The sequence below is a fragment of the Burkholderia sp. AU38729 genome (assembly GCF_020419725.1).
GTDB lineage: Bacteria > Pseudomonadota > Gammaproteobacteria > Burkholderiales > Burkholderiaceae > Burkholderia.
Window position 1 is genome coordinate 71,646 of sequence record NZ_JAIZQO010000007.1, and the last position, 13,170, is coordinate 84,815.

10 protein-coding genes and 1 tRNA gene are annotated in these 13,170 nt (G+C 64.0%); 1 reads left to right on the forward strand and 10 read right to left on the reverse strand.

Annotated features, from left to right (window positions below):
* Positions 1-314 precede the first annotated feature (314 nt).
* Positions 315-2,525 carry an AsmA family protein gene (locus LGM56_RS19385; protein WP_226206461.1) on the forward strand — a complete coding sequence of 737 codons (2,211 nt, stop codon included), beginning with the start codon at positions 315-317 and terminating at the stop codon, positions 2,523-2,525.
* A 79-nt stretch (positions 2,526-2,604) separates the two neighbouring features.
* Here LGM56_RS19385 and LGM56_RS19390 read toward each other — a convergent pair whose 3' ends face one another.
* The 10 genes from LGM56_RS19390 to LGM56_RS19435 all read right to left on the reverse strand — a co-directional run bounded on the left by LGM56_RS19390 (position 2,605) and on the right by LGM56_RS19435 (position 13,154).
* Entirely contained in the window at positions 2,605-3,018 is a 414-nt protein-coding gene (locus tag LGM56_RS19390; protein ID WP_089494702.1) for a MerR family transcriptional regulator, read from the reverse strand.
* 61 nt (positions 3,019-3,079) lie between these two features.
* On the reverse strand, positions 3,080-3,466 hold the full coding sequence (locus LGM56_RS19395; protein WP_006486093.1) for an integration host factor subunit alpha: 387 nt from the start codon (positions 3,464-3,466) through the stop codon (positions 3,080-3,082).
* Positions 3,467-3,538: 72 nt separating this feature from the next.
* Positions 3,539-5,968, reverse strand: a complete 2,430-nt coding sequence (gene pheT / locus LGM56_RS19400) for a phenylalanine--tRNA ligase subunit beta (protein WP_226206463.1) — start codon at positions 5,966-5,968, stop codon at positions 3,539-3,541.
* Positions 5,969-6,064: 96 nt separating this feature from the next.
* Complete coding sequence (gene pheS, locus LGM56_RS19405) at positions 6,065-7,078, reverse strand: phenylalanine--tRNA ligase subunit alpha (RefSeq protein WP_226206465.1); 1,014 nt, start codon at positions 7,076-7,078, stop codon at positions 6,065-6,067.
* 148 nt (positions 7,079-7,226) lie between these two features.
* Positions 7,227-7,586 (reverse strand): 50S ribosomal protein L20, encoded by a 360-nt coding sequence (rplT, locus tag LGM56_RS19410; RefSeq protein WP_004192938.1) that lies wholly within the window; start codon positions 7,584-7,586, stop codon positions 7,227-7,229.
* Positions 7,587-7,615: 29 nt separating this feature from the next.
* Positions 7,616-7,813, reverse strand: a complete 198-nt coding sequence (gene rpmI / locus LGM56_RS19415; RefSeq protein ID WP_004191477.1) for a 50S ribosomal protein L35 — start codon at positions 7,811-7,813, stop codon at positions 7,616-7,618.
* Between the two features lie 189 nt (positions 7,814-8,002).
* A complete protein-coding gene (infC, locus tag LGM56_RS19420; protein ID WP_071734130.1) occupies positions 8,003-8,527 on the reverse strand; it encodes a translation initiation factor IF-3 in 525 nt (174 codons plus the stop codon).
* A gap of 49 nt (positions 8,528-8,576) precedes the next feature.
* A complete protein-coding gene (thrS, locus tag LGM56_RS19425; protein ID WP_069247806.1) occupies positions 8,577-10,484 on the reverse strand; it encodes a threonine--tRNA ligase in 1,908 nt (635 codons plus the stop codon).
* 271 nt (positions 10,485-10,755) lie between these two features.
* A tRNA-Val gene (locus LGM56_RS19430) sits at positions 10,756-10,832 on the reverse strand.
* A gap of 87 nt (positions 10,833-10,919) precedes the next feature.
* Positions 10,920-13,154: a RelA/SpoT family protein gene (locus LGM56_RS19435; protein ID WP_226206467.1), complete on the reverse strand. Its 2,235-nt coding sequence runs from the start codon at positions 13,152-13,154 to the stop codon at positions 10,920-10,922.
* Between the last annotated feature and the right edge of the window lie 16 nt (positions 13,155-13,170).

Here is a 13,170-nt window from a genome sequence, read left to right on the forward strand (position 1 = left end):
TCGCATCCCCGCTTCGACCGCCGCGGCCGCTGCCCGTTGCATTCGGCGAAACCCGCATCGGCCAAGGCTGCGGCGCATTTTCCCGGTCGCAGCAACATTCGCCGACGACGGGCCGCGCAAACCAAACGACCGTTTGATCCGGCCGCCCAACCACCCCGAATCCATTGTCCCGCAGCCCGCCGGACGGCCGCACCCCGGCGCCCGTTGTTTGGTAACGCCGCTCTAGCGCGCTATGCCACACTGCACGGCATCGACGCTCGCGCCGTGCAGTGGCGCGCGCCGCCGTCGATCACGACAAGACATGGAGACAGACGATGCGGAATGCGGTCCGGCGCGGCCATCGCTCGCCTTTGGCAATTTTCGACTGGATTTCCGGCCCGCCACGCGCGGCCCGCCCCCGCTCGCCCACGACGCCCCGCGTGTTCGGCTGCGGTGTGCTGGCGCTCGCGCTGCTGTGTGCCGGTTGCGCGGAATCATCCGCGCAGCGTGACGGCAACACGTCGGCCGCGTCGACAAAGATCGAACGCACCAAGGCCGAACGCCTCGCCCGCGAGCAGCAGGTCGCACGCACCGTGCCGTCGCTCGCATCGATCAGCCTCACGCAACCGCGCCCGTTCACGCTGCGCGACTCGGGCCAGAACGGCGCGATGACGTTCTTGCGCGACGTCGATTTCCGCATCGTCAACAACCTCGGCTTCTTCATCCATCAGCTGTCGGCCACGCTGGTACCGACGCAAGCCGGCGCGCCGATCGTGTTCGACGATCCGACCAGTTTCCAGATCGACGTGCATGAAGGCACGGTCACGCTCGACGACGCGAAGCTCACCGCCCTCTTCAACACATACATCTTCGGCTACCGCAACGCGCCGCTGCGCAAGCTCGCCGTGTCGGCCGGCGACGGCGTGATCCACCTGCAAGGCGAGATGCAGCGCGACGGCTGGGTGCCGTTCTCGCTGACCGGTACGCTCGCGATCCGTGACGGCAGCCAGCTCGTGTTCCATCCGACGGGCGTGCGCGTATCGGGCATCAACGCGCAGCCGGTGATGCGCGCGGCCAACGTGAAAATGGCCGACCTGCTGAAAGTCCAGACGCCGATCGCGCAACTCGCCGGCGACGACCTCGTGATGTCGGTCGACAAGCTGATGCCGCCGCCGCGCCTGAAACTCACGATCACCGCGCTGCGCGTGACGCCGGCCGGGCTCGACCTGAAGCTCGACGACGGCACGCATGCCGGCTTCGCGATGCCCGCGAACGCGCCGCAGCAAGCGATGTACATTCGCGGCGGCGACGTGAAGTTCATGCGCTCGATGCCGATGAACGCGGACATCCTGATCGGTCCGGTCGATTCCACGAAACGTGACCAGACTTTCGTGTTCGACCTGTATCACTATCGCGACCAGGTGTCGGCCGGCTACTTCAATTTCGACGAAAGCGGCGCGATGGCGATCCGGATGCCGTCGTATGCGGGCCCGGCCAGCGGCGCGTTGCTCGGCAACGCGACCGCGCGCCTGAACGACAGCTTCCTCGCCGCGCAACAGAGTGCGTTGCGCGACATACGCCAGCACTGGGAAGCCTACGCACTCGCGGCGAACCCCGCCCGCCCCGGCATGCAGAAGGTCGCGATGCGGCGCACGTCGACCACGCCATTCAACGAACGGCACGTGTCGAACCGCAACCCGACGATCCATCTGCGCAACGTCGACTTCAACCTGTCCGGGGATATCGGCTTTCACGTCGAGGACCTCGACGTCGAGCTCGTATCGAAGCGGCCCGGCGAACCCGTCGACCTCGACGATCCGAACCAGTACGACATCCGCATTCTCGGCGGCACCGTCGTCGAGTCGTGGAAGGCGATGTCGGCGCTCTTCAACAACTATCTGCTCGACTACTCACCCCGCTCGCTCAACGACCTGCAACTGAGCGCGGATGGCACGAACCTGCGCGTCCAGGGCGGCATCAAGCTGTGGAACCACGTGCCGGGCGTCTGGCTGCCGACCGACATGAAGGGCACGCTGTCCGTGCTCGACGACCGGCATCTCGCATTCAAACCGTCCCAGGTGTCGGTGCTCGGCATCCCGCAGGCGAAGCTGCTGCGTTCGCTCGGCATCGAGCTCGCTTCGCTGACGCCGTTGCAGCGGCGCGGCGCGGAACTGCGTGGCGACACGCTCGTGCTCGACCAGTACACGGTATTCCCGCCCCCCGTGCTCAACGGCAAGCTCGGACAGGCAACGGTCGAGCGCGACGGGCTGCGCCTCACGTTCAGGCGCATGGCAGGCGCGCCCGCGGCGCAACGGCCGCAGATCGATGCACCGAGCTACATGTGGATGGAAGGCGGCGACATGAAGATGTTCAACGTGCTCGAACTGAACGTGCGCGCGCTGATCCGGAATTCGGCCGAGGCCGGCCCGATGCGTTTCGACCTGTACGGCTACCGCAGCCAGGTCGCGCAGGGCTCGGTGCGGATGCTGCCGGACGGTACGCTGGTCGTCGACATGGGGCAGAAGAACCCGCTCGCGTCACGCTGAAACGCACGCGGCACGCATAAAAAAAGCCCGGTGGCACGCTGCCAACCGGGCTTTTCATTTCATTCTTCGCGCTTCGCACTCAGTCGTGCTTCAGTCCGTCGAGCACGTCGAGCAGCGCCTGCCGCAATGCAATGACGTCGACGGTCGTGCCTGGCTTGCCCGATGGGCGTGCATCGGCGGCCTGCGCCTCCGGCTCGACGGGTGCTGCCGCGGCCCGCTCGCCGGCCGGCGAATCGAGCCGGTTGCGCGCGCCGTTGATCGTGAATCCCTGCTCGTACAGCAACTCGCGAATCCGCCGGATCAACAGCACTTCGTGGTGCTGGTAATACCGACGATTGCCACGCCGCTTCACCGGCCGCAGTTGAGTGAATTCCTGTTCCCAATAACGCAGCACATGCGGCTTGACCCCGCACAGCTCGCTGACTTCACCGATCGTGAAGTAACGCTTCGCGGGAATCGGAGGCAAGACGACTTTCTCAACCGTAGTGGTCATCGTCGGTTAACCGTCGGTAAAGGGTGCGCGGCGGCCGCGCGGAGACGTCAGTGCGCGGGGCTTACTCCGCGCCGTTTTCGACCAGCGCCTTCAGCTTCTGGCTCGCGTGGAAGGTTACCACCCGGCGGGCCGCGATCGGAATCGCCTCGCCCGTCTTCGGATTGCGGCCCGGGCGCTGCGGCTTGTCGCGCAACTGGAAATTGCCGAACCCCGACAGCTTGACGCTCTCGCCGTTTTCGAGCGCGTCACGGATCACCTCGAAAAACGCCTCGACCATGTCCTTCGCTTCACGCTTGTTCAGCCCGACGCTGTCGAACAGCAGCTCCGCCAGTTCCGCCTTCGTCAGCGTGGGCGTCTCGGTGGACGCCGGCGCCGAAGCGTCGCGGTTCATGGCGCTGCGTTGCGCCGTCAGGAGGGCTTCGAATTCACTCGAGGTCATGTCGTTCATATCTGCCATACAGCGCGTTAAATCAAAACTTACGATCGGAAAAGGCCGCCCGCGAGCGGGCGGACCTCCTCCTTAGCCGCGCAGGCGCGCACCGGCGCGAGCCATCCGCTCGACCAGCGTCTGGATCGCCTGATCGACGACCTCATCCTGCAGCGTGCCAGCCGCGTCCTGCAGCGTCACGCGGAAGGCAAGGCTCTTCTCGTGCGCGGCAAGACCACCGGAAGTATTTGATTTTGCACGAAATTCGTCGAAGAGTACAACCTTCTGAACGAATCGGCAGGCCTCTTCGGCAAGCGCCTTCTTCATTTCGTCGAAAAGTGCCTGAACCTCGACCGCCTGATCGACGACAACGGCGATATCGCGACGAACCGGCGGGAATTTCGATACGTCGGTCGGCGCGGGCAACGCACGTGCAATCAGCGCGTCCGCGTCCACCTCGAACATCACCGGCGCGTGCGGCAGCTCGTACTTCTGCATCAAGCGCGGGTGCAGTTCGCCGACCCAGCCGACCGCACGGCCATCGACTTCGATGCGCGCGCTGCGTCCCGGGTGGAGGGCCGGATGCTCTGCCTTCACGAAGCGTGCGGTTGCGGGCGCGAGCAGTGCCTCGAGATCGCCTTTCACGTCGAAGAAATCGACCGCGCGGGTTGCCGTGCCCCATTGCTCGTCGAGCGCCGGACCGTAGGCAAGCGCACCGACGCGCTTCGGCTGCACGTAGCCCTCGACCGTCAGCTCGCCGGCCTTCGCCGCCGTATCGGCGAGGAACACGCGGCCAGCCTCGAACACGCGCACACGATCCGCGCGGCGGTTCAGGTTGTGGCGCAGCACGGAAATCAGGCTGCCGAACAGCGTCGTACGCATCACCGACAGCTGGCTCGCGATCGGGTTCAGCAGACGGATGGGTTGGTCGTTGCCCGCGAAATCCTGCTCCCACTCCGCATCGACGAAGCTGAAGTTGACGGTTTCCGCGTAGTCGCGCGCGGCGAGCGCGTGACGGATGTCGTGGATCGAACGCCGCGTCTCGTTGGTCGCGCGCATTTCGCTCGTCGCGACCGGCGGACGCGCCGGGATCTTTTCGAAGCCGTAGATGCGCGCCACTTCCTCGATCAGGTCTTCCTCGATCTCGATGTCGAAGCGATGCGACGGCGGCGTGACGAGGAATGCGTCGTCTTCACGCTCGAACGGCAGCCCGAGGCGCGTGAAGATGCTCGCGATCTCGTCGGCGCCGATCTGCACGCCGATGATGCGGTTTGCGCGCGACACGCGCATCTTCACCGGCGCGCGCTGCGGCAGGTTCACGGACTGATCGTCGACCGGGCCGGCCTTGCCGCCGCAGATCTCGAGAATCAGTTGCGTGATGCGCTCGACGTGCTCGACGGTCGTCGCGTAGTCGACGCCGCGCTCGAAGCGATGCGCCGCATCGGTCGAGAAGTTGTACTTGCGCGCGCGGCCGCGGATGCTGTCCGGCCACCAGAATGCGGCTTCCAGGTAGATGTTGGTCGTATCGAGCGTGACGGCCGTGCTGTCACCGCCCATGATGCCGGCCAGGCTTTCGACCTGACGGTCGTCCGAAATCACGCCGACCGTTTCGTCGAGTTCGACCGTGTTGCCGTTGAGCAGCTTCAGCGATTCGCCGCGCTTGCCCCAGCGCACCTCGATGCCGCCGTGGATCTTGTCGAGATCGAACACGTGCGACGGACGGCCGAGCTCGAACATCACGTAGTTCGAGATGTCGACGAGCGCCGACACGCTGCGCTGGCCGGAGCGCTCGAGGCGCTCGACCATCCACTGCGGGGTCTTCGCATGAGCGTTCACGCCGCGGATCACGCGACCCGAGAAGCGGCCGCACAAATCGGGCGCGGCAATGCGCACCGGCAGCGTTTCGTCGAGTTCGACGCGCACCGGGCGGATGTCGACCGGCGTCAGCGGTGCGCCGGTGATCGCGGCCGTCTCGCGGGCGATGCCGAACACGGACAGGCAGTCGGCCTTGTTCGGCGTCAGCTTGATTTCGAAGATCGTGTCGTCGAGATTGAGCGTCTCGCGGATGTCCTGGCCGACCGGCGTGTCTTCCGGCAGCACCATCAGGCCGCTGTGATCGTCGGACAGCTTCAGCTCGCGCGCCGAGCACAGCATCCCCTGGCTCTCCACGCCGCGCAGCTTCGACAGCTTGATCGCGAACGGCTTGCCGCCCTCTTCCGCCGGCGGCAGTTCCGCGCCGACCAGCGCGACCGGTACCTTGATGCCGGGCGCGACGTTCGGCGCGCCGCAGACGATATTCAGCGTCGCGCCGGTGCCGGCGTCGACCTGGCAGACATTGAGCTTGTCCGCATCCGGATGCTTGACGACTTCGAGCACGCGGCCGACGACGATCTTCGACGTCGGCGGCGCAGCCTTGCTCAGCGATTCGACTTCGAGCCCCGCCATCGTCAGCGCGTGCGACAGCTCGTCGGTCGTCAGCTGCGGGTCGACAAAGGTTCTCAACCAGGATTCAGGGAATTGCATGGATGTCTACGTTCGAAACAGGTTAGATCGACGCCCGGGCCCCTCGGAAACGTCCGTCGGGGCGTGCACGGGCACAGGTCGGCGCGGCGCGCGGCGTTACGCGAACTGGCGCAGGAAACGCAGGTCGTTCTCGAAGAACAGCCGGAGATCCTGGACGCCGTAGCGCAGCATCGTCAGGCGCTCGAGGCCGCTGCCGAACGCAAAGCCGATGTAGCGCTCGGGATCGAGGCCCATGTTGCGAATCACGGTCGGATGCACCTGCCCCGAACCGGAGATCTCGAGCCACTTGCCCGCGTTCTTGCCTTGCTCGAACATCATGTCGATCTCGGCCGACGGTTCCGTGAACGGGAAATACGACGGACGGAAGCGCACGAGAATGTCGTCGCGCTCGAAGAATTTTTTCAGGAAGTCGGTATAGACGCCCTTGAGGTCGGCGAAGCTGATGTTTTCGTCGATCCACAGCCCCTCGACCTGATTGAACATCGGCGAGTGGGTCGCATCGCTGTCGACGCGATACGTGCGGCCCGGCGCGATCACCTTGATCGGCGGACGGTTCATGCGCGCGTAACGCACCTGCATCGGGCTCGTGTGCGTGCGCAGCAGCAGCTGGCGGCCGTCGGCATCCTTGCCTTCGACGTAGAAGGTGTCCTGCATCGAACGCGCCGGATGGTTCTCCGGGCTGTTCAGCGACGTGAAGTTGTACCAGTCGGTCTCGATTTCGGGGCCGTCGGCCACATCGAAACCGATCGAGCCGAAAATCTGTTCGACACGCTCCCACGTGCGCATCACGGGGTGCAGGCTGCCTGCACCGGCGCCGCGGCCCGGCAACGTCACGTCGATCGCCTCGGCGGTGAGGCGCTGATTCAGCAGCGCGTCGGCCAGTGCCTGGCGGCGGGCGGTCAGCGCGCCTTCAACCTGCTGCTTCGCGACGTTGATGCGTGCGCCTTCGGTCTTGCGTGCTTCGGGATCGAGCTTGCCGAGGCCCTTCAGCAACTCGGTCAGCGCACCCGACTTGCCGAGAAATCGTGCTTTCTCGTTTTCGAGCGTGGTGATGTCGGCAGCCTGTTCGAAGGACTGCTGCGCGTCGGCGACAATCTGGTCCAGATCCATAGATCCCATCATTTCCAACGTCATTCGGTCTTGGCGAGCGAAATCGCCCACCAAACAAAAAAGGGGCTCGGAAGAGCCCCGTTTTCGCTGCAGCGGCCGAGACTACCGGAACCTCGCTGCAACTAACCACGCAGTGCTAATTTCGCAATTAGGCTGCAACGGCGGCTTTCACCTGCTTGACGATCGCAGCAAAAGCAGCCTTGTCGAACACCGCCATGTCGGCCAGAACCTTACGGTCGAGTTCGATCGACGCCTTCTTCAGGCCGTTGATGAACACGCTGTAGGTCATGTCGTGCTGGCGAACTGCCGCGTTGATACGCGTGATCCACAGTGCGCGGAACACACGCTTCTTGTTGCGGCGATCGCGGTACGCGTACTGACCAGCGCGCATCACCGCCTGCTTGGCGATGCGGTAGACGTTATTGCGGCGGCCGCGATAACCCTTGGCCAGGTTGATGATCTTCTTGTGGCGGGCCCGTGCGGTTACCCCACGTTTGACTCGAGGCATGTTTCTCTCCTTAGAGTATCAGTTAGGGGTTACGCGAACGGCAGCATCGCGCGGACGGAGTTCAGATCGGAATCATGAACTGCCGTTGCGCCGCGCAGGTGACGCTTGTTCTTCGTGGTTTTCTTGGTCAGGATGTGACGCTTGAAGGCTTGACCGCGCTTGACGGTACCGCCCGGACGCACCACGAAGCGCTTTGCAGCACTCTTCTTGGTCTTCATCTTAGGCATGACGAACAACTCCAGTTTATTAGATGGCGATGGGTGTGCGGTTGGCTTGCGCCCTTGACCCGCCCTTCGAAACCCAGTCCACTTGTGTACGGCGAACCGCTTGCGCAGCCGCCGTCATTGTTGGCGCGCCGCCTTGACCGGGCAACGCGCCGAACCTCTGCGAACCTGCGCGCGACGCGCGCGGGCCCGTTACTTCTTTTTCTTCGGCGAGAGCACCATGATCATCTGGCGCCCTTCCATCTTCGGCATCTGCTCGACCTGGCCGACTTCCTCGAGATCCGTGCGCAGACGCTCAAGCATCCGCATACCGATTTCCTGGTGAGCCATTTCACGGCCGCGGAAACGCAACGTGATCTTCGTCTTGTCGCCTTCTTCGAGGAAGCGCACGAGATTGCGGAGCTTGACGTTGTAGTCACCGTCATCGGTACCCGGGCGGAACTTGACTTCCTTGACCTGGATGACCTTCTGCTTCAGCTTCGCTTCGTGCTGCTTCTTCGACTCCTGGTACTTGAACTTGCCGTAATCCATCAGACGGCAAACCGGGGGAACCGCTTGCGGCGCGATTTCCACCAGGTCAACATCCAGTTCTTCCGATTTACGGAAAGCATCAGCGAGTTTTACGATACCGAGCGGTTCGTTCTCGATCCCGACCAGGCGCACTTCCGGCGCAGTGATTTCACCGTTGATGCGGTGCGACGACTTATCAGTAGCGATGTTACGTTTCCTCTAAAAATTAAAAAAACGAGCCGCGCTGCCAGGGCGGTTACTTGAACGAGCGCAGGTCTTCCTGCAAACGCTCAACGAAGGCTTCGACCGGCATCACGCCAAGATCGACGCCGCCACGGGCACGCACGGCTACCGTTTGCGCATCACGCTCCTTGTCCCCCACGACGAGGAGATAAGGCACCTTTTCCAGCGTGTGCTCGCGTATTTTATAGCTAATCTTCTCATTGCGCAAATCGGCCGTCACTCTAACCCCTTGTTTTTGCAACGATTGGGCCAGAGATTGCGCATATTCGGCCTGACTTTCGGCGATATTGAGCACAACTGCCTGGAACGGCGCGAGCCAGGCCGGCATCGCACCAGCGTGGTGCTCGATCAAAATGCCGAGGAAACGCTCCATCGAACCGACGATCGCACGGTGCAGCATCACCGGACGGCGACGGCTGCTGTCATCTGCGACATACTCGGCGCCGAGGCGCTCCGGCAGCACCATGTCGAGCTGCAGCGTACCGCACTGCCACGAACGGCCGAGCGCATCCTTGATGTGGTACTCGATCTTCGGACCGTAGAACGCGCCTTCACCCGGCAGCTCTTCCCACGTGAGGCCGCACGCCGTCAGCGCGTCGCGCAGGCCCTGCTCGGCGCGATCCCAGGTTTCGTCCGTACCCGCGCGCTGCTCCGGGCGCAGCGACAGCTTGATGTCGATGTGATCGAAACCGAAGTCCTTGTACACGCTCATCGCCAGCGTGTTGAACGCGATCGACTCCGAGATGAACTGGTCTTCCGTACAGAAGATGTGCGCATCGTCCTGCACGAAGCCGCGCACGCGCATCAGGCCGTGCAGCGCGCCCGACGCCTCGTTGCGGTGGCACGAACCGAATTCCGCGTAACGCAGCGGCAGGTCGCGGTACGAGCGCAGGCCGTGCTTGAACACCTGGACGTGGCCCGGGCAGTTCATCGGCTTGATCGCGTAGTCGCGCTTCTCCGACTCCGTCGTGAACATGTTCTCGCGGTAGTTCTGCCAGTGACCCGACGCTTCCCACAGCGAGCGGTCCATGATCATCGGCGTCTTGATCTCGAGGTAGCCGGCTTCGTTCACGCGACGGCGCATGTACTGCTCGACCTGCTGCCACAGCGCCCAGCCCTTCGGATGCCAGAACACCATGCCCGGCGACTCTTCCTGCATGTGGAACAGGTCGAGCTGCTTGCCGAGCTTGCGGTGGTCGCGCTTTTCCGCTTCCTCGAGCATGTGCAGGTACTGATCCTGGTCTTCCTTCTTCGTCCAGGCCGTGCCGTAGATGCGCTGCAGCTGCTCGTTCTTCGAATCGCCGCGCCAGTACGCGCCGGCGACCTTCATCAGCTTGAACACCTTCAGCTTGCCGGTGGACGGCACGTGCGGGCCACGGCACAGATCGGTAAAGCCGCCGTGCGAATACAGCTTGATTTCGTCGCTTTGCGGAATCGACTCGATGATCTCGGCCTTGTACTTCTCGCCGATGCTGCGGAAGTAGCCCGCCGCTTCGTCACGCGACACGACTCGGCGCGTCACGGGCTCGTCCTTCTTCACGAGCTCCTGCATGCGCTTTTCGATCTTTTCCAGATCTTCGGGCGTAAACGGGCGGTTGTATGAGAAGTCGTAATAGAAACCGTTGTCGATCACCGGGCCGATCGTCACCTGCGCGTCCGGATACAGTTCCTTCACCGCGTACGCGAGCAAGTGCGCCGTCGAGTGACGGATGATGTCGAGGCCGTCGGCGTCCTTGTCGGTCACGATCGCGAGCGACGCATCGCGGTCGATCACGGCCGACGTATCGACGAGCTCGCCATCGAGCTTGCCACCAAGCGCAGCCTTCGCAAGGCCGGGACCGATCGAGGCTGCAACCTCGGCAACTGTCACCGGATGCTCGTATTGTCGAACTGAGCCGTCAGGCAAGCGTATCGAAACCATAGCAATCTCCGTGATGCCGACAGTGGGCGGCAGACCAGGTACGCGATATAAAAATCACGCGGGAAAATGTCGCGACAAAAAAAATGCGGCCCCGCTTTCGAGGGGCCGCATTCGATACTTCACTCAAACTGAAAGGGCGAAAGGGTTCCTCGACTAGCGTCGCTCCGAAAAGGTTTCGGTCAACGTTCGCGGTGTCATAACCGTATTCGCCTTGTTCGCGTTGAGTTATTTGCTGCATCGAACACCCGGAGACCGGGCATTCTCAATTCGTTGGTAGGCTCGATTGGACTCGAACCAACGACCCCCACCATGTCAAGGTGGTGCTCTAACCAGCTGAGCTACGAGCCTAGTGAAGCTAAGATTATATGGAGCCGTTACCCGCTTGGCAAGTATTTTTATGCGGCCGCAGCAAAATAACGGTGTTCGAACCCCACATCAGGCCTTCCGCCCCGCCCGCACGACGCCTTGCACTTCGCCGAGCAGCGTGCATGCGCGCTGCACCTGTGCCGAGTTCGACACCTCGACCGTGAACTGCATGAATGCTGCATTGCGACGGCTCTGCGTCTTCACGCCCACCACGTTCATCTTCTCGCGCGCGAACACTTCGGAGATGTCGCGCAGCAACCCTTGCCGGTCGCTCGCCTCGATCATCAGATCGACCGGATAGACGGACGCACCGCGCCCGCCGAGCACGTCGGCCGACCAGGTCGTCTGCAGCACGCGCTCCGGCGCGCGCTCGACCATCCTGCGGAACGTCGGGCAATCGGTGCGGTGGATCGACATCCCCTTGCCGCGCGTGACGAAACCGCTGATCGGATCGGGCGGCGCCGGACGGCAGCAGCGCGCGAGCTGGGTCAGCAGCGCGTCGACGCCCACGACCAGCACACCGGTCGACGCGCCATGCGCCACGCTCGCGCCGCTGCTGCGCTTCTCGAAATCGGCAGGCGCCTCGGGCGCCGGTTCGGGCGGCGGCGCATCGGACAGCGCGTGCTCGACATTGCGCAGGCTGAACTCTTCCTTGCCGACGACCGAGAACAACTCCTCGGGCGACTTGAAGCCGAGCTTCGCGGCGAGATTGTCCAGGCTGACCGACGTCTTGCCCTCGCGTTGCAGCGTCTTTTCGACGAGCGCGCGGCCATGCGCGACGTTTTCTTCCTGCTCGATCGAGTTGAACCACGCCCGCACTTTCTGACGCGCGCGCGGGCTCTTCATATAGCCGAGCTGCAGGTTCAGCCAGTCGCGCGACGGCCCGCCCTCCTTCACCGCGACGATCTCGACCGTCTGGCCGTTTGCGAGCGGCGTGTTGAGCGGCACCATCGCGCCGTCGACGCGTGCGCCGCGGCAGCGATGGCCCAGCTCGCTGTGCAGGTGGTATGCGAAATCGACCGGCGTCGCGCCCTGCGGCAACGCGATCACGCGCGCCTGCGGCGTCAGCACGTAGATGTGATCGTCGTCGAGCGACGTCTCGCGCAATTGCGCCCACGCCTTGTCGCCCGACTTTTCCGCGCCGTCCTCGACGTCATCCTTCCACGCGAGTAGCTGGCGCAGCCATGCAATCTTCTCGTCGTACTTGTCGCTTGCCGAGAACTGGCCGCCGTAGCCGCGCGCGCCGGCTTCCTTGTAGCGCCAGTGCGCGGCGACGCCATACTCGGCGAAGCGGTGCATCTCCTGCGTGCGGATCTGCACTTCGAACGCGCGGCCATCGTCGCCGATCACGACCGTGTGCAGCGACTTGTAGCCGTTCGGCTTCGGCCGCGAGATGTAGTCGTCGAATTCCTTCGGCACAGGCTGCCACAGGTGATGCACGATGCCGAGCACCGCGTAGCAATCCTTGATGTCCGGCACGATCACGCGAAACGCGCGCACGTCGTACAGCTCGGAGAAGTCGAGTTCCTTGCCGCGCATCTTGCGCCAGATGCTGTAGATATGCTTCGGCCGGCCGCTCACGTCGGCCTGGATGTGCGCATCCGCCAGCTCTTGCTGCAATCGGTCGATCGCCTGCTTGACGTACGCTTCGCGCTCGATGCGCTTCTCGTCGAGCAGCTTCGCGATCCGCTTGTAGGTGACGGGATCCTCGAAGCGGAACGCGAGATCCTCGAGCTCCCACTTCAATTGCCAGATGCCGAGACGGTTCGCGAGCGGCGCGTAGATCTCGAGCGTCTCGCGCGCAACGTCGGGCGGCGGGTCGATCTTCGCGGCCGCGTAGTAGCGCAGCGACTGCAAGCGCGACGCGAGCCGGATCAGGACCACGCGGATGTCTTGCGCGAACGCCAGCAGCATCTTGCGCAGCGCCTCGATCTGCGTGCGCCGCTCTTCGGCCGCATCGCGCCCCGCGTCGGCCCCCGCGTTCTGCGCGGCACGCAGGCTGACGGTACCGAGCCGCAACAGCTTGCGCACGTCGGACACGAGCCGCGCCACTTCGTCGCCGAAACGCTCGGTGAGCTCGCGCTCGGGGTCGCTCAGGTGCGGCGTCAGCACGAATAGCGCGGCCGCCTGCATCGCGGACGGATCGACATTCAGCGTGCGCATGATCGACGCCGTGCCCGCCGAGTGATCGGCGAGCAGTTCGCCCGACGACAGGCGCACGTCGCCGGCCCGCTCGCGCACGAACGCGAGCACGTCGTCGAACGACGGCGCCGCGACGGGGGAGGCGGAAACGGACTCGGTCATTACTCGGCCTGGCGGG

Excerpts from the sequence above, each read along its gene's own strand:
- LGM56_RS19385 (WP_226206461.1), top strand. The coding sequence starts at position 315 with ATGCGGAATGCGGTCCGGCGCGGCCATCGCTCGCCTTTGGCAATTTTC.
- LGM56_RS19390 (WP_089494702.1), bottom strand. The coding sequence starts at position 3,018 with ATGACCACTACGGTTGAGAAAGTCGTCTTGCCTCCGATTCCCGCGAAG.
- LGM56_RS19395 (WP_006486093.1), bottom strand. The coding sequence starts at position 3,466 with ATGAACGACATGACCTCGAGTGAATTCGAAGCCCTCCTGACGGCGCAA.
- pheT (WP_226206463.1), bottom strand. The coding sequence starts at position 5,968 with ATGCAATTCCCTGAATCCTGGTTGAGAACCTTTGTCGACCCGCAGCTG.
- pheS (WP_226206465.1), bottom strand. The coding sequence starts at position 7,078 with ATGGATCTGGACCAGATTGTCGCCGACGCGCAGCAGTCCTTCGAACAG.
- rplT (WP_004192938.1), bottom strand. The coding sequence starts at position 7,586 with ATGCCTCGAGTCAAACGTGGGGTAACCGCACGGGCCCGCCACAAGAAG.
- rpmI (WP_004191477.1), bottom strand. The coding sequence starts at position 7,813 with ATGCCTAAGATGAAGACCAAGAAGAGTGCTGCAAAGCGCTTCGTGGTG.
- thrS (WP_069247806.1), bottom strand. The coding sequence starts at position 10,484 with ATGGTTTCGATACGCTTGCCTGACGGCTCAGTTCGACAATACGAGCAT.
- LGM56_RS19435 (WP_226206467.1), bottom strand. The coding sequence starts at position 13,154 with ATGACCGAGTCCGTTTCCGCCTCCCCCGTCGCGGCGCCGTCGTTCGAC.